The 22,359-nt window shown below is 49.1% G+C and carries 22 protein-coding genes; 17 read left to right on the forward strand and 5 right to left on the reverse strand.

What is annotated here, in order from left to right; translation table 11 throughout:
• The first annotated feature begins 57 nt into the window (after positions 1-57).
• The gene (locus H6F90_RS09375; protein WP_190439354.1) at positions 58-516 is read left to right on the forward strand and encodes a hypothetical protein; all 459 of its coding nucleotides are present in this window, start codon (positions 58-60) and stop codon (positions 514-516) included.
• 229 nt (positions 517-745) lie between these two features.
• Here H6F90_RS09375 and H6F90_RS31110 read toward each other — a convergent pair whose 3' ends face one another.
• Positions 746-874, reverse strand: a complete 129-nt coding sequence (locus H6F90_RS31110) for a hypothetical protein (protein WP_255524978.1) — start codon at positions 872-874, stop codon at positions 746-748.
• 269 nt (positions 875-1,143) lie between these two features.
• On the opposite strand from H6F90_RS31110, the gene H6F90_RS09380 reads away from it, so the two are divergent.
• On the forward strand, positions 1,144-1,608 hold the full coding sequence (locus H6F90_RS09380) for a CAAD domain-containing protein (RefSeq protein ID WP_190439356.1): 465 nt from the start codon (positions 1,144-1,146) through the stop codon (positions 1,606-1,608).
• Between the two features lie 248 nt (positions 1,609-1,856).
• Here the strand turns inward: H6F90_RS09380 and H6F90_RS09385 are convergent, their stop codons facing one another.
• The 3 genes from H6F90_RS09385 to H6F90_RS09395 all read right to left on the reverse strand — a co-directional run bounded on the left by H6F90_RS09385 (position 1,857) and on the right by H6F90_RS09395 (position 4,045).
• Positions 1,857-3,443 (reverse strand): glucose-6-phosphate isomerase, encoded by a 1,587-nt coding sequence (locus H6F90_RS09385; RefSeq protein WP_190552214.1) that lies wholly within the window; start codon positions 3,441-3,443, stop codon positions 1,857-1,859.
• Between the two features lie 72 nt (positions 3,444-3,515).
• Positions 3,516-3,812, reverse strand: coding sequence for a cytotoxic translational repressor of toxin-antitoxin stability system (locus H6F90_RS09390; protein ID WP_199295808.1), 297 nt, complete (start codon positions 3,810-3,812; stop codon positions 3,516-3,518).
• Positions 3,813-3,847: 35 nt separating this feature from the next.
• Positions 3,848-4,045: a hypothetical protein gene (locus H6F90_RS09395; RefSeq protein WP_190439362.1), complete on the reverse strand. Its 198-nt coding sequence runs from the start codon at positions 4,043-4,045 to the stop codon at positions 3,848-3,850.
• Between the two features lie 220 nt (positions 4,046-4,265).
• Between H6F90_RS09395 and ispF the strand changes: the two genes are divergently transcribed.
• From ispF to H6F90_RS09445, 10 genes are all read left to right on the forward strand, one after another.
• Positions 4,266-4,748: a 2-C-methyl-D-erythritol 2,4-cyclodiphosphate synthase gene (ispF, locus tag H6F90_RS09400; protein WP_190552216.1), complete on the forward strand. Its 483-nt coding sequence runs from the start codon at positions 4,266-4,268 to the stop codon at positions 4,746-4,748.
• Between the two features lie 36 nt (positions 4,749-4,784).
• On the forward strand, positions 4,785-5,198 hold the full coding sequence (locus H6F90_RS09405) for a peptide chain release factor 1 (RefSeq protein ID WP_190439366.1): 414 nt from the start codon (positions 4,785-4,787) through the stop codon (positions 5,196-5,198).
• 123 nt (positions 5,199-5,321) lie between these two features.
• On the forward strand, positions 5,322-7,103 hold the full coding sequence (locus tag H6F90_RS09410) for an ABC transporter substrate-binding protein (protein WP_190552218.1): 1,782 nt from the start codon (positions 5,322-5,324) through the stop codon (positions 7,101-7,103).
• A 76-nt stretch (positions 7,104-7,179) separates the two neighbouring features.
• Positions 7,180-9,012: an ABC transporter substrate-binding protein gene (locus H6F90_RS09415; protein WP_242024397.1), complete on the forward strand. Its 1,833-nt coding sequence runs from the start codon at positions 7,180-7,182 to the stop codon at positions 9,010-9,012.
• A 15-nt stretch (positions 9,013-9,027) separates the two neighbouring features.
• Entirely contained in the window at positions 9,028-9,798 is a 771-nt protein-coding gene (gene larB / locus H6F90_RS09420; RefSeq protein ID WP_190552220.1) for a nickel pincer cofactor biosynthesis protein LarB, read from the forward strand.
• A gap of 131 nt (positions 9,799-9,929) precedes the next feature.
• Positions 9,930-10,463: a membrane protein insertion efficiency factor YidD gene (gene yidD / locus H6F90_RS09425; RefSeq protein ID WP_190552222.1), complete on the forward strand. Its 534-nt coding sequence runs from the start codon at positions 9,930-9,932 to the stop codon at positions 10,461-10,463.
• A gap of 137 nt (positions 10,464-10,600) precedes the next feature.
• Positions 10,601-11,143, forward strand: a complete 543-nt coding sequence (gene psbP, locus H6F90_RS09430) for a photosystem II reaction center PsbP (RefSeq protein ID WP_190552225.1) — start codon at positions 10,601-10,603, stop codon at positions 11,141-11,143.
• A gap of 29 nt (positions 11,144-11,172) precedes the next feature.
• Positions 11,173-11,778 (forward strand): nucleoside triphosphate pyrophosphatase, encoded by a 606-nt coding sequence (locus H6F90_RS09435; protein WP_190552227.1) that lies wholly within the window; start codon positions 11,173-11,175, stop codon positions 11,776-11,778.
• Positions 11,779-11,972: 194 nt separating this feature from the next.
• A complete protein-coding gene (locus H6F90_RS09440; RefSeq protein WP_190552229.1) occupies positions 11,973-13,103 on the forward strand; it encodes a serine/threonine-protein kinase in 1,131 nt (376 codons plus the stop codon).
• Positions 13,104-13,302: 199 nt separating this feature from the next.
• Positions 13,303-14,436, forward strand: coding sequence for a hypothetical protein (locus tag H6F90_RS09445; protein ID WP_190552230.1), 1,134 nt, complete (start codon positions 13,303-13,305; stop codon positions 14,434-14,436).
• A 96-nt stretch (positions 14,437-14,532) separates the two neighbouring features.
• Here the strand turns inward: H6F90_RS09445 and H6F90_RS09450 are convergent, their stop codons facing one another.
• Complete coding sequence (locus tag H6F90_RS09450) at positions 14,533-15,957, reverse strand: NADP-dependent isocitrate dehydrogenase (protein ID WP_190552232.1); 1,425 nt, start codon at positions 15,955-15,957, stop codon at positions 14,533-14,535.
• Between the two features lie 517 nt (positions 15,958-16,474).
• Between H6F90_RS09450 and H6F90_RS09455 the strand changes: the two genes are divergently transcribed.
• The 5 genes from H6F90_RS09455 (at position 16,475) to H6F90_RS09475 (ending at position 22,337) form a co-directional block, all read left to right on the forward strand.
• Positions 16,475-17,131 (forward strand): response regulator transcription factor, encoded by a 657-nt coding sequence (locus tag H6F90_RS09455; protein ID WP_190439401.1) that lies wholly within the window; start codon positions 16,475-16,477, stop codon positions 17,129-17,131.
• Positions 17,132-17,242: 111 nt separating this feature from the next.
• The gene (locus tag H6F90_RS09460) at positions 17,243-17,737 is read left to right on the forward strand and encodes an adenylyltransferase/cytidyltransferase family protein (RefSeq protein ID WP_190439404.1); all 495 of its coding nucleotides are present in this window, start codon (positions 17,243-17,245) and stop codon (positions 17,735-17,737) included.
• Between the two features lie 96 nt (positions 17,738-17,833).
• Positions 17,834-18,607, forward strand: a complete 774-nt coding sequence (locus H6F90_RS09465; protein WP_370587982.1) for a GUN4 N-terminal ARM-like repeat domain-containing protein — start codon at positions 17,834-17,836, stop codon at positions 18,605-18,607.
• Between the two features lie 632 nt (positions 18,608-19,239).
• Positions 19,240-20,799 carry a GAF domain-containing sensor histidine kinase gene (locus tag H6F90_RS09470; RefSeq protein WP_242024398.1) on the forward strand — a complete coding sequence of 520 codons (1,560 nt, stop codon included), beginning with the start codon at positions 19,240-19,242 and terminating at the stop codon, positions 20,797-20,799.
• Positions 20,800-20,906: 107 nt separating this feature from the next.
• Positions 20,907-22,337: an IctB family putative bicarbonate transporter gene (locus H6F90_RS09475; RefSeq protein WP_190552234.1), complete on the forward strand. Its 1,431-nt coding sequence runs from the start codon at positions 20,907-20,909 to the stop codon at positions 22,335-22,337.
• Positions 22,338-22,359 lie beyond the last annotated feature (22 nt).

The following is a 22,359-nucleotide window of genomic DNA, read 5'->3' on the forward strand; positions in this document are numbered from 1 at the left end:
CTACCGTCAAATTTGATCACTGCATCCCGCTATAAGGCCCATTTGAGGCTGTTTCCCATGAGTCATGATCCCCTGCCTAGAGATATGAGGTTGCCAGCGCCCTGCATTGTTGACACTGGCATCATTGTGAGTAAACAAGACATGCAGCGGCTGCTAGCTGACTTGGGTCGAGTTCGCTATATCTACACCCAAGATGACAACCTCCTCAGCGAAGGGGAAGGGTGCGTATTAGAGGTTTTTGCCGATCCTCAACAATCAACCTTAGTCGCCAATCATGCCCTGTATCTGAACGTCTGTAGCTTCGATTATTTAGAACTTAAGAAATCAGCTGAACAGGAACCTTGTTTTGATTTAATTCAAGATTCAAGACAACTCCGGTTGATTCCAGTCTCCAATCCTCTGCAAGAGCAAACTACCCGCACCTTAAATGCCGCCGCCCTAGAAGCAGTCGTGGCCGAGGTACTGTCTGCTAATTGGGATGTCAGAATTGACGATGAAGAAAACTTTTCGTTTTAGGTTCTATTCACTGTTAGGTCTTGCTGGATGAAGGTTACGGTTCTTCAGCAGCAAAATCTAGGACCAAGCATTTCTAGCAACTGCTAACGATCTACATGGTCACGAGCGGCAATCATCGCTCCATATAATGCTGGCTTTAACCATGTAGATTTACCAGTGCGGAGAGACTTAGCTTAACAATAGTCCGAGCGCTTGCTTTCCTGATGCGAGCGCAGAATATACAGTTGACTTAATTCTGGCGCTCAACTGTAAGGTTCATCGAGCTAACTCGCGTAGCAGGCTTACTCGCTGCGGCCAAATCATCATACTGGATGCGCCCATCACCCGTGATACCGTCACTTAGCGCCAATAGAGTCATCTTCCCAAACAACCCAACCTAAGACAGATTCAGGCAGAAATTTCTGATTCTAGTCTTATGGGATGCTGTAAGCAATCGTTTAACTGAAACTTTACTTAACGAATTTTGAAGTCGCAGTTGTTAACTATCTTGCAATTTGTGAAGCTCTGCTTTAGTGTCAGATATGTTTGAAAACTAGCAAAAACAGTTCTCTAACTCTGCTACTGTCTGCCGTTAGTTGGAGCTTCCCAAAGCTATATTACCCAGGTTGTCGTTCTCGAGATATTCATATGAATCCCGAACTGAAAACATCTGATTATACTGATTCCAGCACCCCTGAGTTTGCTGACGTAGAAGGTAGAGCAGACATTGAAGTAACTTCTACTGAACCTGCTCCGCTCGTTGTTCAACCTCATCAGCAGTCTCAGTCTTCTGAGCAATGGTCACAAATTGGCGATCGCGTTTCTTACTATTTAGGACAGTTGCCCGATCTGCTATCAGATTTCTTTAATCAGAATCAGCGCCTTCTGATTAACTTAGGCCTTCTGTTTGGGGGCATTGTTACTGTCAAGATCACCCTAGCGATTTTAGACGCGATCAACGATATCCCTCTTCTGGCTCCTACTTTTGAACTAGTTGGAATTGGTTACTCAGCTTGGTTTGTTTACAGATATCTATTGAAGGTTGAGAATCGCCAAGAGCTATCTCAAGAAATTGATGTGCTGAAACAACAAGTTGTCGGCGGTCAGAAATAGGTAGCCTGAGCAGTGTTGAATCTGCTTGGTCTGCTAGTTTAACTTCAAAGATTTATCCATTGATTTAGCTAAAAAGCCCACTAACTTTAATAGTGGGCTTTTTTATATGGCAATCCTAAATGATTTATGAAATTGACGGGTTGGAGAAGCACACCCCTCCATCCACCCTATTTAGGATTGCTATATCAGGTCAGGAACGTAGGTACGGGCGCTATAGGGAAAAGAATTGAAGAATGTAAGTTAAGGGGTTAGAGGGCTGAGACGGTTAGTTGGTTAGGTTGGGCAGGGTTGCCGTGGAGGGTGACGGTGCGTTGGTTGGCGGCTAGGTGGCGGACGATTTTGTAGATGGACTCGATTTGGTCTGGGGCACCTGCTTTCTCAGCGATCGCCTGTAAAGACAGAGGTTGACCAGATTGTTGCAACGCCTCGACCACTTGTTTTTGCAGGTCAAGTACGGAAGCGGCGGCTTTTTTGCCTGCTTCTACACCGGGCTGATGGTAAGCGTTGACGTTGACGAGAAAGCCGTAGAAACCCACAGCTCTTTCGTACAGGGCAATCAAGGCTCCAACGTTGTAGGGATCAACTTGGGGAATAGTAACGGTGATGGAGTCCCGCTGGTTTTCGTAGAGGGCGCGGCGAGTGCCTTGCAGCAAACCAGAAAGGTAATCACCTGAGGTCACGCCGGGTTCAACTTCTACAGAAGGGCCTTGGCGATCGCGCAGTACTTCAATGAAGGTAACGAAGAAATTGGCTACGCCTTCGCGCAACTGCTGCACATAGGCATGCTGATCGGTCGAGCCTTTATTGCCATAAACGGCAATCCCCTGATGCACCACTTGACCGTTTAAGTCTTTCTCTTTGCCAAGAGATTCCATGACTAGCTGTTGCAGGTAGCGACTAAACAGCAGCAGGCTGTCTTTGTAGGGCAGCACTACCATGTCTTTTTCGCCTCGACCATTCCCGGCGTAATACCACGCCAGAGCTAGGAGAGCGGCTGGATTACTTTTAAGGCTGGCGATACGAGTCGCAGCATCCATCTCTTTCGCACCCTCTAGCATCGTGCGGATATCAATTCCTTGCAGGGCCGCAGGTAGCAAGCCGACTGACGAAAGCTCGGAGGTGCGTCCGCCGACCCAGTCGTGCATGGGAAAAGTGGCTAACCACTCTTCTGACTTAGCGAGTTTATCTAAGCTGCTATCTTGCCCTGTAATAGCGATCGCATATTGCGGAAAGTTCAGCCCTTGGTCGTTGTAGGCTTTTTGCACTTCCAGCATGCCATTACGTGTTTCTGGGGTACCGCCAGACTTGGAAATCGTAATTACCAGCGTGCTAGAGAGCCGATCTTGAAGCTGAGTCAAGACGCGATCGATGCCTGCGGGATCGGTGTTGTCAATGAAGTGAAGGTTGAGGGGCGGAAAATCTGGTGCTAGTGCTGCGGCAACAAACTGCGGCCCTAATGCCGAACCCCCGATCCCGATGGAAAGGACATCGGTGAATTTTTCAGCTTGGGGGGGACGAATAGCCCCACTATGAACTTTTTGAGTAAACGCTTCAATCTGCCCTAGCGTTTCTACAATGTCTTGTTTGAGTTCCGCTGTGGGAGCTAAGTCGGGGTCGCGGAGCCAATAATGCCCCACCATGCGATTTTCATCCGGGTTGGCGATCGCGCCTTTTTCTAGCTCAGCCATGTCCCGAAAGGCCCGCTCAAACTTAGGCTGTAGTGCTGCGACGAAGGCATCATCAAACCGCATGCGGCTGATATCTAGATAAAATCCCAAGCCCTCGTGGTAGTAAAGCCAGTCTTGGTAACGTTGCCAAAGTGCAGCGGCATCCATAAACAGTATTTCCACCTATTGTCTTTACCATTCATCAGTTTACCGATGGAGTTTAAAGTCTGTCTGAGTCCTCTAAACATTCGGCTTTGGAAGGATACGCAGAAACTTAATAATTTGACCTGTGACTTCGATGCCGACGAAGTGATGATCGAGGGTGAACCGATAGAAAATTGCTCTAGAACCCATTTGTCGAAGTTCTGGCAAGTCTTGTAATTGCGTTATCTGTAAAAACTCCACAAAGACAAATTGGCACACCTGCTGATACACAGTCGGCTCTAGCTCTTTTAGGTCTAAGAGAAAAGACCTCTCGTAACGAATTTCCAGCTTCAAAGGTTTATGCAATCTACTCTTTAGTGGTAATTCACGCATGTTGGCGCTGCCACAGCATTGGATTACAACGTTTTTCACAGCAAAGGCAGCGATCGCAACGCTTCTTCACGAGTGAGCGTGTCACCGGGTTGCAGGGTTTGCTTCGATTCTTCGATCGCCCGGAGCATATAAAAATCGTAATAAAGCGCTTCTAATACTGGCCATATGCTTTCTATCTCCTCATCCGACAGTTGATCAATCAAGCGATGTACCCTACTTCTCAGAGGATTCATATTTCAAATCTGCTGTAGTTACCGAGTAGCCAACGATCGCGCCGCCACTTTTACAACACACAATACTGCATTGGCTCAATTTAATGGCGAAACTACCCTGAGAGATGTTGTTCGTTCCAAACCTTGAAGCCAAGCATTTTTAACAACACCTGTTGGCAACACTTGTTGACTGAAGACACCGAGATGATGCAGATTGCTTAATGCAGCGATCGCAGAGTTCATGAATATTCGCATTGGCAACGGCTACGACATTCACCGCCTTGTGGAGGGACGAGCCTTAATTCTGGGTGGTGTCAACATTCCCCACGAACTCGGTTTACTGGGCCATAGTGATGCCGATGTGCTCACCCACGCCATTATGGACGCCATGCTAGGGGCGCTCAGCTTGGGCGACATTGGCTTTTACTTTCCCCCATCCGATCCCCAATGGGCGGGGGCCGACAGCCTGAAGCTGCTAGAGCAAGTGCATCAATTAATTCGGAACGAAGGTTGGCAAATTGGCAATATTGACTCGGTGATTGTGGCAGAGCGGCCCAAGCTCAAACCCCACATCTCCGCCATGCGCGATCGCCTTGCCACTGTTTTAGAACTCAACCCCAATCAAGTGGGTATCAAAGCCACAACCAACGAGAAGCTAGGTCCAGAAGGCCGAGAGGAAGGGATTTCCTCTTATGCAGTCGTACTATTGCAGCAAGCAACGTAGCAAGTAGAATCGAGGCAATTAGCTGCCCTTTTAAACATGTTCGATCCATTGCGCCGCTTAAAGTTTTTGCCTTGGCGATCGCTCGCCTTACTGACACTTGCCACTTTAGCGATCGTGGCAGTGATAGAAGTGGCCTTAGGAATGGGTTACACCCAAGTGGGTTTGCTCAGAGCGGTCTTAAACGCTTTATTTAGTCCACCTTGGGTAGTGATTATGCAGGTGGCTGCTGGCATTGGCATCGGAGGGTTAGCAGTTTTCCTACTAGAAACAAAATGGCAACAAGTATCCATCAACGCTGGCGTGCTGTGGGCATTAGTGCTGTGTTTGATTTTGGGATCACTGGTTCGCTCATTCATTCCGTTGCCAGCCATCCTAGTCAATCCTGGAGAAACGCTGTTTATGGGCTTCATTGTGGGGGTATTTTGGCGAGGCCGCCCTTACTGGCGCTAAACCAGCCACATCGTTAGGTAGCCTCAAGCAAACTTCAGCCGGAAAATCTGACTTTTAGCTTCACCTACCTACTTCAGAGAAATTGAGATCTATGATGGCAAAGAAGCTTGATGTTCGTGCAACATGTTCTCTGCTGCTTTTTTGACTGTACCGCTGCGTCGTTGGGGTTTAGTTGCCTTGATCGCTATGTTGGCGATCGCCCTAAGTGCTTGCAATCCTACCAACTTTAAGACTGAAGCAGCCCAGGTGCCTCAGATTGTGGTTAGCACCCTCAGTGATCCCAAAACTTTTAACTATCCCCTCAACCAAGAAGCTCCTAACGTTTTCACCTATATTTACGAAGGGTTGGTCACCGAAAACGGCAACAGTGAAATTGAGCCAGCTCTAGCGGAATCTTGGGAGATTTCGGAGGATAAGCGGCGGATTGTCTTTACCCTCCGTGAGGGCTTGAAGTGGTCAGATGGAGCACCTCTGACAGCAGACGACATTACGTTTACTTACAACGACCTCTACTTCAACGAAAAAATCCCCACTGATACGAGGGATGTTTTGCGAATAGGCGAGAGCGGGGCCTTACCAACGGTTCGCAAGCTGAGCGATCGCCAGATTGAATTTACAGTACCAGAACCGTTTGCGCCGTTCCTCCGCATCACTGGTTTGCCGATTCTACCTCGTCACGCTCTGATTGATTCTGTTAAAACCCTAGGTTCAGATGGCAATCCCAAGTTCTTATCGACTTGGGGCGTGGATACAGATCCCAGCAAGATTATTGCCAATGGTCCTTATATGCTGGCAGGCTATGTTCCTAGTCAGCGAGTGATTTTTCAGCGCAACCCTCATTACTGGCGTAAGGATGCTCAGGGCAACGCGCTGCCCTATATTGAGCGCTTTATTTGGCAGATTGTTGAGTCTACCGATACCTCACTGCTTCAGTTTCGCTCTGGGGGCTTAGATGCTTTAGGAGTTCAGCCCGAAAATTTCTCGCTGCTGAAGGGAGAAGAAAAGCGTGGCAAGTTCACAATTTACAATGGCGGTCCCGCAGCAGGCACCAACTTTATTTCTTTTAATCTCAATAAAGCTCGGCGGGCAGATGGTCGCCCGATTGTAGACCCGATTAGGTCCAAGTGGTTTAATACCCTGGCATTTCGGCAGGCAGTTGCCTATGCGCTCGATCGCCAAACCATGATCAACAACACCTTTCGGGGAATCGGTCAGCCGCAGAACTCTCCCATCTCATTGCAAAGCCCCTACTATCTCTCGGCTGAGGAAGGGTTGAAGGTTTATAACTACAATCCCGAAAAAGCCAAACAGTTATTGCGAGGGGCGGGGTTCAAATACAGCGCCCAGGGACAGTTGCAAGATGCCGAAGGCCATCCGGTGCGATTCACTTTGATTACTAACTCTGGCAACAAAATTCGGGAGGCAATGGGGGCACAGGTAAAGCAAGACCTCCAGAAGATTGGCATTCAAGTAGATTTCAATCCGATTAACTTCAACACGTTGGTGGAAAAACTCTCCACGACCAGAGATTGGGACTGCTATCTTTTGGGCTTAACCGGAGGGGTAGAACCTAACGATGGCGCGAACGTATGGTTAAGCCAAGGCGGATTACACAGCTTCAATCAAGGTCCATCACCGGGACAACCTCCCATTCAGGGTTGGGAAATAACGGAGTGGGAAAAAGAAATCGATCGCCTTTATATCCAAGGTGCTCAAGAGCTAGACGAGGCCAAGCGCAAAGCTATTTATGCAAAAACGCAGCAGATTACTCAGGAGCAAGTGCCTGTGATTTATCTGGTCAATCCACTGTCATTGTCGGCAGTACGCGATCGCGTTGAAGGGGTGAAATTTACGGCTTTGGGTGGCTCCCTCTGGAACATTTATGAACTCAAGTTAAGCGAGTAGTTTGTTCAGAATTAGCCATCATTCGGACACAAACAACATAGCGGTTTATGATGCGGAAAAGCTTTGCAACGTCTCCATGACCGCTATTTCTTTTGGGATGAAATTGCTCCGTCGTTGGCTCTCTGTCCTGCTGGTATTGAGTTTGGCGATCGCGCCCTCTCTACTCTTAACTGGGTGCCGTCCAACGGAGTTCCGCACTGCTGCCGCCCAAGTGCCGCAATTAATTCTGACATCCTTGAGCGATCCCAAAACGTTTAATCCCACCTTTAACCAAGAATTTCCCAATGTGTTTCTCTTTACCGAGGAGCATCTGCTGCGAGAAAACGGGGTGACGGGTGAGGTAGAACCTGCTCTGGCAGAATCTTGGAGCATTTCAGCTAATAAACAGCGGGTAATCTTCAACTTAAGGCCAAACCTGCAATGGTCGGATGGTCAACCGCTGACGGCGGCAGATGTCGTCTTTACCTTTCAGCAGGTCATCTTCAACCCAGAAATCCCCACGGATTACGCTGATAGCTTACGGATTGGTGTTAACCGAGCTTTCCCGCAGGTACGGCAACTAGACGACCGCCGGGTGGAATTTATTTTGCCCGAACCGTTTGCGCCATTGCTGCGATCGCTGGCGGGGCATGATGGTGCGCCGATTTTGCCTAAACATGCTTTAGAGCGATCGGTGCAGACACTCAGTTCCGATGGCAACCCCCAGTTCATTTCCACTTGGAGTACAGCCACCAATCCCAAGCAACTAGTCGTCAACGGTCCCTACCAAGTCGAAAGTTACGTTTCGGGACAGCGGATTGTGTTTCGTCGCAACCCTTACTACTGGCGGCGCGATCCTCAAGGCCAAGCCCTACCCTATATCGAGCGCGTTGTTTGGCAATTTATCGAAAACACCGACACTCAACTGCTCCGATTCCGCTCTGGCGATTTGGATGTGATGGGCGATGTGCGACCTCTACGCCCAGAGTATTTTTCGTTGTTAAAACGGGAAGAAAAGCGGGGCAAATTTAAGCTTTACAATGGTGGCCCTTGGTCAGGCACTACCTATCTCACCTTTAACCTGACGGAAGCGAGAGACAAAAATAATCGGCCCTTTGTGGACCCAATCAAGTCTAAGTGGTTCAATACCTTGGCCTTTCGGCAGGCGATCGCCCACGCCATCGATCGCCCACGCATGAATAACAACCTGTTTCGGGGTATTAGCGAGTTACAGGATTCGCCCATTTCGGTGCAAAGCCCTTACTATCTCTCACCCCAAGAAGGGCTAAAAACCTACGATTACAATCTGCAAAAAGCGCGACAGCTCTTGAAAAGCGCAGGCTTTAAGTACAACGCCCAAGGCCAGTTGCTTGATGCGGAAAACCACCCAATCCGTTTTACATTGCTCACTAACGCAGAAAATCGTCAGCGAGTCGCAATGGGAGCGCAGATCAAGCAAGACCTAGCTGCTATTGGCATTCAAGTTGATTTCACTCCAATTAGCTTCAACACTCTGCTGGATAAAGTTTCTAGCTCGCGAGATTGGGAAGCCCACATGATCGGGTTTACGGGCGGCATTGAACCCCACGGAGCGGCGAATCTGTGGCTGAGTAGTGGTGGGTCGCATTCCTTAAACCTGAAGCAACAGCCAGGGCAACCACCGATTCAAGGCTGGCAACCGAAAGATTGGGAGTTAGAAATCGATCGCCTGTATACTGCTGGTGCCAGAGAGCTAGACGAAACCAAGCGCAAAGCGATTTACGGCGATTTTCAGCGGATTGTGCAGGAGCAATTGCCCGTGATTTACCTGGTGAATGAAATTGCCATCGTGGCAGTGCGCGATCGCATCCAGGGAATTCAGTACACAGGTTTACCCAGTTGGGGATTGTGGAATATCGCAGAACTTAAAATTGAAGACAACAAAGATTAACTAATCCTGAATCCTGTGACCCAACCCGAAGCCATCCGTCTCCTCCTGCAAGCTGTAGCTCATGGTGAAGTCAGCCCTGACTCAGCCCTAGAAAAACTTAAGCATTTTGATTTTGAACCTGTTGAGGATTTTGCTCGCATTGATCACCACCGCACCTTACGAACAGGCTTCCCTGAGGTAATTTGGGGTCCGGGCAAAACCCCAGAGCAAATTATTGAAATTATCAAGGTAATGCGCGATCGCAATCCGGTGGTGATGGCAACTCGGATCGAACCTGGTGTGTACGCTCAATTGCGAGAGCAGATTCCAGAATTGCGTTACTACGCAATGGCGCGGATTTGTGCCTTGGCACCTGCTCGCTTAGAGCCTCGCCATTATGGGACGATTGGTTTGCTGTCAGCGGGTACAGCCGATCTGCCTGTGGCTGAAGAAGCCGCCATCACCGCCGAACTGTCTGGTTTCCAAGTCAAGCGGTTTTGGGATGTGGGAGTCGCAGGGATTCACCGTTTACTCAGTAACCGTCAGGCGATCGCAGAAGCAGACGTGTTGATTGTGGTGGCAGGCATGGAAGGAGCCTTACCCAGCGTGGTCGGAGGTTTGACCGACTGCCCCGTGATCGCTGTGCCTACCAGTATTGGCTATGGCGCTAGTTTCAATGGCTTAGCTGCTTTGCTCACCATGCTCAACTCCTGTGCCGCTGGGATTGGTGTGGTGAATATTGACAATGGTTTCGGCGCAGCAGTTTTGGCAGGGCAAATTCTCCGCACGGCGCAGAAGCTGCGATAAAGATTTGCAAGTCTGCCTGGAACCCTGCACAACTCTGATGAATTCTACAGTAGCTATTTCATAGTCCTGGTATAGGCTGACACTGCTGCCTGTATCAATTCCTTGAGCTTCTGAGTTGGAATTCGCCTGCAATGGAAACGTCAATCCCTGATCTTTGGCTTCGTCAAGCAGCGGCCAGTGCGATCGCTGGGTACCAAAAACATCTCTCCCCCCGCAAAGGCTTCTCCTGTGCCCATCGGGTGCTGCATGGAGGTGAATCCTGCTCACAATATGTGAAGCGGGTGATTCTAGAGCAAGGCTTGTGGACTGCCATTCCAGCCACGCGATCGCGCTTCGCTGAATGCAAGGTTGCTAACCAGATTTTGCAAGCTCGGAGAAACCATTGCAGACTACAAGCGGCCAGCAAGATCGAGCAAGAGGGAGAAGAGAAAAGGCGCGATCGCGGCTCCCAGCCACAAAACGACTGTTATGGAGTAGACGGGTTACTGTCCTGTGTTGATTGCGCCGAGCCCTACTCACGCATTGATTGTGCCGATTGCATGAACTTTAAATGGGGAGAGCAGGCCAATTGCGCTGACCTGGATTGCGGCTCTGGTCTAGACTGCTCTAGCTGCGATTGTAGCGGGGGTGACTATGGCAGTTGTGATTGTGGCAGTTGTGGCTAAACAATTTATCCTGGCAGTACTTCCTGCTGCCGAATTCCCCCTAAATGAGACAATAAAGGCACAAAACCACGGAGCCAGTAAGTTCTTGAGTTAACTTCACGGACTCTTTGGTTAGTACATCGGGGAAGGGTATGGCAATGCTGAGAAAAATCGCAGCACTCTTGATCGTTTTATGTCTCAGCCTCTCTGGTTGTGCTGCTTCAGCCACCAGCGGCATGACTAGCTATGTGGACAGCATTGATGGTTACCAATTTCTGTATCCACTCGGTTGGAGCGAAGTTAAAGTCACCAACGGTCCAGATGTCGTGCTGCACGATTTGATTGAGCCGACTGAGAACGTCAGCATTGTGATCAATCCTGTCCCCAACCAGAAAACGCTACAGGATTTAGGCAGTCCGGGTGAAGTTGGCTATCAACTCTCCAAAAGTGCGATCGCTCCCACAGGGTCTAAGCGCAAAGCCGAACTGGTCACCGCCGATTCCCGCGAGTTCAATGGCAAAACCTATTACACCTTGGAATATGCAGTGCAGTTGCCCAACAACCAACAACGGCACAATCTCGCTAGTGTAGTGGTGAGCAATGGTCGGCTTTACACATTAAACGCTTCCACTACCGAGCAACGATGGCCCAAAGTGCGTAGTTTATTTGCAAACGTCGTCAACTCTTTTTCAGTTAATTAAGTCCAGTAAGTCCAGTTAATTAAGGTTGGATGGGTATCCCACAGTTTGTTTTAGCCTCCGCTTCTCCCGCTCGTCGTCGCCTGTTACAAAACGCTGGCATTCAGCCGCTCGTGAGTCAGAGCAATTTTGACGAGTCTCAGGTACAGCTATCGAATCCAGCGGACTTGGTGCAAACGCTGGCACTGCGTAAAGCTGAAACTGTCACCCCTTACTTCACAGAAGCCCTGATTCTAGGCTGCGACTCTGTCTTAGCGATTGACGGAGAAATTCACGGCAAACCCGTTAATGCAGCCGATGCGATCGCCCGTTGGCAACAAATGCGGGGCAAAATTGGTGATTTATACACAGGCCACGCCCTGATTGACCTCACCCGAAACCAATCCCTAGTCCGCTGCCGTGTGACTCGCGTCTACTTTGCCAATGTCAGCGATCGCCAAATTGAGGCATACGTGGCGACAGGTGAACCGTTGAATTGTGCGGGCTGTTTTGCCTTAGAAGGTAAAGGTAGCGCTTTTGTCGAGAAGCTAGAAGGCTGTCACACCAACGTGATCGGCTTGAGCATGCCACTACTCCGACAAATGCTCAGCGATTTAGGCTATGACATTACCGACTTTTGGGGTAGGACTATTAGCTGATAAGCAAACCCAATATTCTAACTAAGGTTGTATAAAGATTTCAACAAAACCGAGGCATCTCTGACTAGACTGTAAATAGCAAGCAAATCCTTTGGTGGTCTGTCCTAGATCACATTGCTAAGGCTCCATACCAGTTAAAGTTTGTATGAAGCTGGCTTGGAATCTTTTATTCCAGCAGTCATGAGTAAAGTCTGATGGCTCCTTCATTAGCAGATCTATCTAATTTTCGCGCTAACATCCTGAACCAAACGGCACCAGGCCAGGTTTGTGGTTCAATCCAGTTGTTTCGCGATCGCTACAAGGTTTTGCGAGTTCTAGGTCGTGGTGGCTTTGGGGTCACTTTCCTAGCGCGGGATGTCTCCTTGCCATATCACCCGCTCTGTGTCATTAAGCAACTGTGTCCCAAAGTCAACGATCCTGTGACGTTGGATCGAGCCCGGAAGCGATTTGAGCAAGAAGCCAAAACTCTTAGCAAATTAGGCAGTCACGCGCAAATTCCTCAATTATTGGACTACTTTGAGGCGGACGGCGAGTTCTATCTCGTGCAAGAATACGTCCGTGGCTCTACCCTCGCCCGGGAGATTCGGCGCTACGGTCCCCAATCTGAGGCAGTGGTCAAGCGATTTCTGGTAGAGATGCTGCCGCTTCTGCGCTACGTTCACAGCCACCGAGTCATCCACCGAGACATTAAACCCCAAAATATTATTCGTTGCCGAGATGACGGTCGGCTTGTCCTGATTGACTTTGGTGCTGTCAAGGAGCAGATTGCGCGATTGGAAGACACCAGTCAGCGAGCCCCTACTACACATTTTATTGGCACTGTTGGCTTCGCTCCGCCAGAGCAACTGTCCATGCGCCCCGTCTTTGCTAGTGATATCTACGCTTTGGGCGTCACTTGTGTGTATCTGCTCACGGGTAAGTCCCCCTTCGATTTTGACTACGACCCCAGTACAGGGGAAATCGACTGGCAAGGCTCAGCTCAAGTCAGTGAGCATTTTGGTCGCGTGCTCACCAAGATGTTGCACCATGCGCCACGCGATCGCTACCTATCAGCTGAGGCTTTACTGCGGGCGCTCAATCTGGAGCCCTATCTGGATAGCCTTTCCAATTGCATGACGGTGCAACCTCACCGCCCTGAACCAGAACATCCAAGTACCGCTGGAGCGGCTGATGGTTACCAGTCTCCGATTACCAGAACGGCGATCGCTATTCGCGAATGGAAGACAAAGTTACAAAACCGAAATTTGATCAAACAGAAGCACCTAGTTCCGGTCGGTGCTGTGACTACCCCAGCTCGGACTCAGTTTCGTCACCAAGACACTTGAGGCAGCAACTCAGCATCAAAACTTTCATGAAGTGCTCCGGACGTTAGAGGCGTTCCGGAGCTAATTGAACTTAGATTGAACGTAAACAGGTTTTAGTTAAAGTTAAACTCAGACTCGTTATCCCAAGCTTGGATATCTGAGCAACTGAAGTTATTCTGACTGTAACGACCTGCGACTATTCACTTTGCTGCGTAGTGCCATGCCATTTTCGAAACAGCTTCCTGCTCCAGTTAGTCACCTGAAAGCCAGACTACGGGCTCTAAAGCAGCCTATGGTATGGGGACCTGGCATCATCTTGATGCTGATTGTGCTATTTACCCTGGAATATTGGTTGCATCCAGAGTGGTTTGAAAATACTCAGAGCGCTACGAATGTTGAGGGTGGGTTTAATCCTGCCGTCTCATCGGAAGATGGAGCCATTGGCGCGGATATTGACAGTTTGCCGCTACTACTAAACCAACTTAACAGCGCTCCTGCTGACCAAGCCCAAAATAAGCAGGAAGGCGGCAAGGACAAGGTAGCTACCAAGCCGAGCCTGTTTAGTGAGCTGCTGAAACCTAAGAACCCAGCCACTACTCAGAACGGCAACAGCACGCCCAGCAACAGTTTATCTGCTCCCGGATCGGCTACATCACCCCTGCTCAGCTCTAACGGGGGTTTACCCAGTCAACCCGGAGACGGGGCAACGCCTGGATTTACAGGGCTTAACGCGCCTGGCTTGCCCACTACAGCGCCAAGTGCTTTATTAGCTCCCCCTAAAGCTTCCACTATCCCTAGTTTAAATCTGCCGAACACCTCTAGTACCCCTGCTTCAGCCCCTGTTAGTGCCCTTCAAACCGCAATAGAGCAGGCTCAATTACAGAAAAATGCTGCGGGCGGTTCTACATCAAGCTCAACGACTCGACTGGACAATAACAGTACTGCGCCTAGCTCCACTCAGCCCTATGCTCAACCCAACGCGATCGCTCCTGGTTTTAGTAATGGCGGCATCAACTACAGTTCCACTCCAGGGGTGAGCAGTGCTCCTCCTAGCAACTCCTTTAACTATTTGACCCAGCCCCAGCCAGATAGTAGCCTCCCCTCTGGGATTGCGCCTGTTGTCCCTGATGCCCCGGCGATCGCCCCAGTGGTGCCGAGCACTAACTCAAACCCCAACTTCGGGCAGTCTTCTTTTTCAGGATCTCAAAACAACAACGGCTTCAACAACTCTGGCTTTTCTGGGAATGCAGGCATTCAGCCCAGCCAACTGAATCAACAGCCCTTCTCCACGCCGCGCCGGGTTCCAGGACGAAACATTGGAGGCGGACAAATTAACACCTTCTCTAATCCGTAAATCATTGAGCCGAAACTTACAAGGAAGGCAGGAACCAAGAAAACTATAAAATTCTGGCTCCTGCCTTCTAGCTTCTAGGCTGCTCTTTTCAGTCGCTTAATCGTTAAAGTGTTGAATAATTGCTTCAGCAAATTCCGAACACTTTAGTGGTTCTACCGGAGGTTCCATCATGCGAGCCAAGTCATAGGTGACTTCACCCTGAGAAATTGCCGCACCAATTCCCTTCTTGATCAGGTCGGCTGCTTCTTGCCAGCCCATATATTCCAGCATCATCACCCCAGATAAAATCACCGACCCAGGATTAATGCGATCGAGCCCAGCATGCTTAGGAGCCGTGCCATGCGTCGCCTCAAAGATGGCACAACTATCCCCAATATTGGCCCCGGGCCCCATGCCCAAGCCCCCGACGATCGCCGCTGCCGCATCAGATAAGTAGTCTCCATTCAGATTCATCGTGGCCAGAATCGAGTATTCATCCGGTCGAGTCTGGATCTGCTGGAAAATGCTATCTGCAATGCGGTCATTCACCATCACTTTGGTCTTCCACTGACCGTTGCCGTGGGTATCCCAAATAGCGTTAAGCACTGTTTCCACTTCTTGACGAATCTGCGCTTGCTTTTCCTCGGTTAGAGCATCATAACCCGGTTCAATTTGGCGAGCATTGTCTTCTACAGAAAGGTTAGGGTTGCCTTCTTTGTTACCCAGAATCCAAGACTCTCGCTCTGTCACGCATTCATGACGAAACTCAGTTGTGGCTAACTCATAACCCCAATCCCGGAATGCACCTTCGGTGTACTTCATAATGTTGCCTTTGTGCACCAAAGTCACCATTTGCTTTTTCTCGGGAAGTCGTAACGCATGTTTAATGGCTCGTCGCACGAGACGCTGAGAGCCTGTCTTACTGATAGGCTTAATGCCAATCCCCGAATCTAAGGGAATTTGTTTGTTGCGGTGCTCTGGAGTCGCAGGAATCAAATCGGTGTTTAGCAACTTAATCAAGCGATCGCCGATTTCACTGCCCTGCCGCCACTCAATGCCTAAGTAAATATCTTCAGTATTCTCCCGATAGACAATCACATCCAGCTTTTCTGGGCTTTTGTGTGGCGAAGGGGTACCTGGATAGTACTTACAGGGACGCACACAGGCATAAAGGTCGTGAATTTGACGTAGAGCCACGTTGAGAGAGCGAATACCACCACCCACCGGAGTTGTGAGCGGCCCTTTAATCGCAACTCCATACTCCTTAATGGCGTTTAAGGTGTCTTCTGGTAAGTATTGATAGGTACCGTACTTCTCGCAAGCTTCATCGCCAGCATAAATCTTGAACCAAGCAATTTGGCGCTTGCCGCCATAAGCTGCTTGGACTGCGGCATCAAACACCTTTTGGGCTGCTGGCCAAATATCAATTCCCGTACCATCTCCCCGAATAAACGGCACAATCGGGTTGTCAGGAACAATGGGTTCTCCGTTCTCAAACGTAATGCGGCTTCCAGTTTCGGGGGGCGTAAGCTTTTCGTACATAACCTAACAGCGGCTCCTGATTACCACACAGCAAAAGGGTTCAGGGGAATATGCTAAGCGATCGCGCGGGTAAAAAAACACTCAATCTGAACCAAGTTACTTTTGTTGACGTGGCTATCCATGCTCCATATTTCTCTGGTAGGCTATCAGGCTTGTGGCACTGCTAGGACGCAACCAGCTCTGGTAGGCTCCAAATTCTTGAATGAATTAGCAACATTCCTAGAGTGCACAACCTAAATAGTGAGCTGACAAGAGGGAATTCTTACAATAGAAATGGCAATAGAAGTATTTTTAGCAAATCAAGGCAGCATTATAGCGATCTCCAATGGTTTGTCAGAGTCGCATCCCGGAGGTGCGCTTTTCACAACTCCAATTTCATAAATTATTTAGGACTGGTATATCAACAAAAATCATTCCTAGTTTGCTTCAGCAATCTTAAGCAAACTGATATACAACCCATATTAGGAATAGATTGAGTGCCTGTTAAGCTGTTTGTACTGCGTGCGTGAGAGCTTGGATGAAAAGAATTTTAGTCGTCGATGACGATACTACTTTACGAATCGCTTTAACACGCTACCTCCAAAATCGTGGATACGTGGTTCAAGACGCTGGCTCTGGAGTCGAAGGACTATCAGCTTTTGAACAAAGCTCTCCGGATTTAGTTGTATCGGATGTCATGATGCCAGAAATGGACGGGTTCGAATTTTGTCGCCGTCTTCGGGCCATGCGCTCTGGTCAGCTTGTACCCTTTATCTTTCTGTCTAGCCGAGGAGAAGTTGAAGACCGCATTCAAGGGCATGACATTGGCGCAGATGACTACTTAATCAAACCGTTTGAGCCTAGGGAACTAGTCGCCAAAATTGAGGCCCAGTTAGAGCGATCGCGCCGCACTCATGCTGAGATCATTCGCTTAATTCAGCAATCCAACGTTACTACTGAAGCCAGTCCCACCCCCCTACCGCTCACTCCCGCCGAGGAAAAAGTCTTTTGGGAAGTGATTCAAGGCTATACCAACAAGCAAATTGGCGATCGCTTATTTGTCAGTCCCCGCACTGTGCAAACTCACCTCAGCAATATCCTGAGTAAGTTGCAGCTAGAAAATCGTTCCCAGCTCGTTCGCTTTGCCTTTGAGAGAGGCTATCATCCTCCCACGGAAGCGAAAGAGGCAGAGTAACTAAGCCGAATCCAGGCTCAGCAGAGTTACGGAGTGATTTGTTGGTACCATAAGGGTTGGGCGGAGCATCTCCGCAGGAAATTGATTGACTGCTGAGAGCAAAGCTAAGTGATGATTCCTGGCGTTTATACCTTGACTGAACTACAGCAAGCAATTGCCGCAGCGCCAAACCGCTGGCGACCTTTAGTGTTCACTAACGGTTGCTTCGATCTACTCCACGTTGGGCACATCCGCTACCTCCAGTCGGCAAAAACTCTAGGGCGATCGCTAGTGGTTGGTCTCAATCATGACGCTTCTGTTGCCGCCATTAAACCTCACACACCAGGACAGCCACCTCGACCAATTGTTCCCGCAGAGCAGCGAGCCGAACTCTTAGCAGCGCTCAAACCTGTAGATGCAGTCGTTGTCTTTGCAGAAACCACTGCTGATCCCCTAATTGCCGCCCTCAAACCTGATGTCTATGTCAAAGGCGGAGACTATCAGCTGGAGACTTTACCAGAAGCGTCCAGTGTCCGAGCCTGTGGGGGTCAGATAGAGTTTGTTCCTGTAGAAGTACCTACCTCTTCCACAGCCATCATCAATCGAATTTTGCAGTCCAGCGGATAAAATGAGCTTTCTGAGGCGCGGCTATCCAGCAGCGATCGCAGTCATTTAAATTCCAGCTAATTTTTCCAGCCTGCGTTGGGCAAGAGCTTCCAGTCCATGAATGAATTGCAGCAACTTGACATGAGCGGTTTCACTACTGATTCAAATCTCTCTTCTGCAACCCATACCGCGAGTCACCTAGACGACCTCCGGCTCAAGTTAAAGTCGGACTCCCCTAAGACTCAGTTGCAAGCCTTGCAAGACATCATTCAGGCAGACGAAGTCGGGCTAGCCTTATTGATGGAGTTTTTGCTAGAGCGCCGTGCTGCCGTTCCAAGCTTCGTTGAAGGCACAGCGTATCAAGCGCTTTATGCAGCCAATTCCCCCAAAGCCACAGATTTTCTTCAAACCCACTTCCCTACAGGCATTGTTCCTCTACGCTCTGAGCGCAACCTCGACTACAGCGAACTGCAAAAGTTACTGGCTCAACAAGAATTAGAAGCAGCCGATCGCCTTACCTTAGAGAAACTCTGTGAATTAGCGGGTCCTGCCGCAGCCCAACGTAAATGGGTTTACTTTACAGAAGTCGGTAGCCTACCAATCACAGATTTACACACCATTAATAGCCTCTGGCTAGTGCATTCCGAAGGCAAATTTGGCTTTTCTGTGCAACGAGAAATTTGGCTGAGCGTTGGCAAAGACTGGGACAAGCTTTGGCCTAAAATTGGCTGGAAAGCTGCCAACAACTGGACTCGCTATCCTCAAGGGTTTACCTGGAACCTTAGCGCTCCTAGAGGCCATCTACCCCTGTCTAACCAGCTACGAGGCGTGCGAGTAATGGCCGCCCTCCTAGCTCACCCTGCGTGGCTTAGCGCTCCTACCGCCAAATAGCACTGGCAAAAGTACGCTCAGTCACCCAAACAGTTAGCACTCCAGTCTAAGGCATAAGCAGGGATAAATCCTGGCTGAATCCAGAAATATGTAACACGCCAGAGGTACTATAACCTTGTATTTAACAGCTTAATTTGATACTGCAGCTTTATAAAATTTTTACTTTTTCCGGGAATTTTTCTACTACACCTGAAAACTGTAGCGTAGCCAAGAGTTGTAGGCTCAAATCATGCCTTCGTCTTGGGTCGCCCTACTTATCGAGAAGTCCTGAATTGATTTCTCTCCCTGTCTAATATGTCCTATTTCGAATTCTAGATAGTTTCATGGTTGGCATCAGTATATTCTCTGAGGTATGGCATCAATTTACATCTCATAGCATCATCCAGATACCTGATTCAACGGACTCTAGAATGTTGATTGCATCCTAGGTTTGGGCATAGTGATGGCAGAGACGATTGTGAGCCAAGTGCAGCAGATTTTAGGGTTGGTTCATCAATCATTCAATTCGTTAATCTTTCACTTCACCACGTTTGTCAAGCACAGAGTTAGGGCATTCTCTGTATAGTTGACTACCCTTGGTAAGAGCTAGATGAGTCACATGGTCAACACATATGGGGGTAGGGGTTAGAATAATGAACCCTGAAAACAGACTATTTTTTCATCACAACAGCTTGGCAAGCTCAGCTCAAGAACAGCAACGCTTGTTAGCGTTGGTAGACTTGGGGCTGCTAGAGGCAGAAAGTGTTCCAGTTTTTGAAGAGGCTACGCAAACAGCTGCCCTCTTTTTAGACATCCCTGTTTGTATGTTGGGTGTTATTGATCAAGACCGCCAATGGATTAAGTCAGCGGTAGGCTTGTCTCGGCTAGGTCTGATGAATGAGTTGGCCGCCTCTCGCCAGATGCTACGCAGTGATTCTTTCTGTAGCAAGGTGATTGAGAACCAGCAAGTCTTAGTGATTAATGACACTAGTGCCGATCCAGACTTTGCCACTAGTTTGCTAGCACAACGTTATCGTATCCGGGCTTACTTGGGCGTTCCCTTAGTAGACTCCGCTGGTAATTGCCTGGGTACCTTAGCTGTGATGGATTTAGTCCCCCGTAATTTTACTAGCCGGGAGATTCAGTTCTTAGAACTCACAGCTCGCTGGAGTATGAGTGAGTTTGAGCGCAATCGTCTTGTCAAAGCTCAGCAAATAGCTCCTCACGTTCAGGCTCTCCCAGGCTCTGTTGAAGGTGAGTTAGGTTATGAAATCAATGTCGCCTCTACCAGTGCTCTTGCCATTTCATTGGAGCAAGCAGCTCGGAATGTTAGTCAGGCAGAAAAATTAGCGTTAGTCCAAGCGCCCTTCAACAATCCAGTCAAAATTCAGTTGCTGGCCCAACTGACTCAAGAACTACGCACCCCCTTAACCTCAGTGATGGGAATGGCGAGTGTGTTGAATCGGGAGATTTACGGCCCGCTTACGACTAAGCAAAAAGAATATCTCAACATTATTTATCAGAGCGGACAGTATCTCCTCTCGCTAGTGAATGAAATTCTAGAGTTAGGAACACTAGACGATCGCGCTGAAACGCTCAACCTGGCTTCTGTAGATATTGAGATGTTGTGCCAGCAAGCGATCAATACTTTGGAGCAGGCTGCCAACCGACGGGAACAACAAATTCGCCTAAGCATTGAGCCAGGTTCTCGCATTTGGTTGTTAGACAAAAATAAAGTCAGACAGATTCTGTATCACTTAGTGTTTGGTGTTATCCAGGCATCAAGTGCCGGAAGCATTGTCCGGATTCATGTTTCTCGGAAGCAAAATCGACTAAATATTGCAATTTGGGTTTCTCATCCTTGGTTAGGAGATAGTCTGCCCAACACGGAACTCTATACTTATCAAGCTCCTACTCCTGCCGGAGTTAATGGTTCTGAGACAGCCTATTCTGGACATCAGACCTGGAATAATAATGCAGACAATGGTCTGGCGATCGGGACTACGAGCACCAGTGCTTTGACTGCCGCAGAAGCCGTAGAAGCCGTAGAATCTAGTCAAGAAATTGGTTCTCGCGAAAGTTTGGGAGTGCTTTTGAGCCGCCAGTTAGCAGAGATGCATGGTGGGCAAGTCTCGATCCAAGGGACCCCGGAGTCAGGATATCGTTATGTGGTCAGTTTGCCGCAAATGACTGAACTGGAGGAAGTCCTCTGATCAGGATTCTTCCGGACCGAGCTTGCTGAGGGGTTGTTTTTAGGGATAATGGCAATGACCTTTGCGGTAGCTACAGCCGTTTCCCTTTGACCGATAGAAAACAGCCTATGAACTCAGCGTGGCAACAGCTTACTCTCGCCAATTTGTCCCTGGCTCAGTGGCGAGGTGGGAGCTATTTATATCGACTGGTCGGCCCATTACAAGCATGGCGGCAAAGTAGTTGGCTGATGCAATGGTCGGAACCCATTGGAGCCTTACTGCTGAGTTTTGTCTTTGGCCTCGCTCCGTTCGTCTCTAATGGCCTGATCGGCATGCTGCTGGCTGCCTGTCTGGGCTATTGGGCACTTCTGACAATCTCAGATCCATCTGAGTCAAAATTCAGCACCCCCATTCACTTATTAGTCTTGTTGTACTGGGGTGTTTCGACAGTTGCAACGGCTCTATCTCCGGTGAAGCAAGCCGCGTTGGTGGGTTGGGGCAAGCTAACCCTTTATCTGGTGCTGTTTGCTCTGATGGCCCGTATCTTGCGATCGCCTAGACTCCGCTCTTGGGTGATTACGCTCTATTTACACGTGTCCTTAATTGTCAGTGTGTACGGCTTACAACAGTGGCGTCTAGGGACAACCGCCTTGGCTACTTGGGTTGATCCAGAATCACCTCTGGCTAAGACAACGCGGGTATATAGCTATCTAGGCAATCCCAACTTGCTTGCAGGATATTTGGTTCCAGCGGTAGCTTTTAGTTTGGCAGCCTGCTTTGTTTGGCGACGATGGCCCGCGAAGGCATTGGCTGCGACCATGACCTTAGTCAATACAAGCTGCTTGATGCTGACCTTTAGTCGGGGTGGCTGGATTGGGGTTGTGGCCGCTGGTTTTGTCTTGTTGATGCTCTTAACCCATTGGTTGAGTACACGCTTACCTCGCTTCTGGCAAACTTGGCTGCTACCCATGGTTTTGGGGGGAGTCACAGGCTTTCTAGTGCTGGCCGTGCTGTTGGTGGAGCCATTGCGCGATCGCGTGGCTAGTATCTTTGCAGGTAGGGGAGACAGTAGCAATAACTTTCGGATCAATGTGTGGGCTGGGGTGATTCGGCTGATTCAAGATGATCCAGATAATCGTTTGTTGCCCAACTACATCTTGGGAGTGGGTCCTGGCAATACCGTCTTTAACAAAATCTATCCCACCTACATGGTGTCGCCCCGCTACAGTGCCTTGAGCGCTTACTCGATTCTCCTGGAAATCATAGTAGAGACGGGACTTATTGGCCTAACCTGTTTTGCTTGGTTGTTATTAACTACATTTACTCAAGGGTGGCTGCAACTGCAACGCCTACGAAACATAGGCAGCCAAGAGGGCTTTTGGCTAATGGCTGCGATCGCCAGCCTTGTCGGTATGTTGGTGCATGGCCTTGTCGATACGGTTTGGTATCGGCCTCAAATCAGCACGCTTTGGTGGCTGATGATCTCGATCATTGCTAGTTACTATGTACCTCAACCCTTGGCAGACAAAAACTCATCTGCTGAGTTACCTCAAACCTAACCTTACTGTAGGGGCGAACGGC

This window comes from Trichocoleus sp. FACHB-591 (assembly GCF_014695845.1).
In the GTDB taxonomy this organism is placed as follows: domain Bacteria; phylum Cyanobacteriota; class Cyanobacteriia; order FACHB-46; family FACHB-46; genus Trichocoleus.

Excerpts from the sequence above, each read along its gene's own strand:
- H6F90_RS09375 (WP_190439354.1), top strand. The coding sequence starts at position 58 with ATGAGTCATGATCCCCTGCCTAGAGATATGAGGTTGCCAGCGCCCTGC.
- H6F90_RS31110 (WP_255524978.1), bottom strand. The coding sequence starts at position 874 with ATGACTCTATTGGCGCTAAGTGACGGTATCACGGGTGATGGGCGCATC.
- H6F90_RS09380 (WP_190439356.1), top strand. The coding sequence starts at position 1,144 with ATGAATCCCGAACTGAAAACATCTGATTATACTGATTCCAGCACCCCT.
- H6F90_RS09385 (WP_190552214.1), bottom strand. The coding sequence starts at position 3,443 with ATGGATGCCGCTGCACTTTGGCAACGTTACCAAGACTGGCTTTACTAC.
- H6F90_RS09390 (WP_199295808.1), bottom strand. The coding sequence starts at position 3,812 with ATGCGTGAATTACCACTAAAGAGTAGATTGCATAAACCTTTGAAGCTG.
- H6F90_RS09395 (WP_190439362.1), bottom strand. The coding sequence starts at position 4,045 with ATGAATCCTCTGAGAAGTAGGGTACATCGCTTGATTGATCAACTGTCG.
- ispF (WP_190552216.1), top strand. The coding sequence starts at position 4,266 with ATGAATATTCGCATTGGCAACGGCTACGACATTCACCGCCTTGTGGAG.
- H6F90_RS09405 (WP_190439366.1), top strand. The coding sequence starts at position 4,785 with ATGTTCGATCCATTGCGCCGCTTAAAGTTTTTGCCTTGGCGATCGCTC.
- H6F90_RS09410 (WP_190552218.1), top strand. The coding sequence starts at position 5,322 with ATGTTCTCTGCTGCTTTTTTGACTGTACCGCTGCGTCGTTGGGGTTTA.
- H6F90_RS09415 (WP_242024397.1), top strand. The coding sequence starts at position 7,180 with ATGACCGCTATTTCTTTTGGGATGAAATTGCTCCGTCGTTGGCTCTCT.
- yidD (WP_190552222.1), top strand. The coding sequence starts at position 9,930 with ATGGAAACGTCAATCCCTGATCTTTGGCTTCGTCAAGCAGCGGCCAGT.
- psbP (WP_190552225.1), top strand. The coding sequence starts at position 10,601 with ATGCTGAGAAAAATCGCAGCACTCTTGATCGTTTTATGTCTCAGCCTC.
- H6F90_RS09435 (WP_190552227.1), top strand. The coding sequence starts at position 11,173 with ATGGGTATCCCACAGTTTGTTTTAGCCTCCGCTTCTCCCGCTCGTCGT.
- H6F90_RS09440 (WP_190552229.1), top strand. The coding sequence starts at position 11,973 with ATGGCTCCTTCATTAGCAGATCTATCTAATTTTCGCGCTAACATCCTG.
- H6F90_RS09445 (WP_190552230.1), top strand. The coding sequence starts at position 13,303 with ATGCCATTTTCGAAACAGCTTCCTGCTCCAGTTAGTCACCTGAAAGCC.
- H6F90_RS09450 (WP_190552232.1), bottom strand. The coding sequence starts at position 15,957 with ATGTACGAAAAGCTTACGCCCCCCGAAACTGGAAGCCGCATTACGTTT.
- H6F90_RS09455 (WP_190439401.1), top strand. The coding sequence starts at position 16,475 with ATGAAAAGAATTTTAGTCGTCGATGACGATACTACTTTACGAATCGCT.
- H6F90_RS09460 (WP_190439404.1), top strand. The coding sequence starts at position 17,243 with ATGATTCCTGGCGTTTATACCTTGACTGAACTACAGCAAGCAATTGCC.
- H6F90_RS09465 (WP_370587982.1), top strand. The coding sequence starts at position 17,834 with ATGAATGAATTGCAGCAACTTGACATGAGCGGTTTCACTACTGATTCA.
- H6F90_RS09470 (WP_242024398.1), top strand. The coding sequence starts at position 19,240 with ATGAACCCTGAAAACAGACTATTTTTTCATCACAACAGCTTGGCAAGC.
- H6F90_RS09475 (WP_190552234.1), top strand. The coding sequence starts at position 20,907 with ATGAACTCAGCGTGGCAACAGCTTACTCTCGCCAATTTGTCCCTGGCT.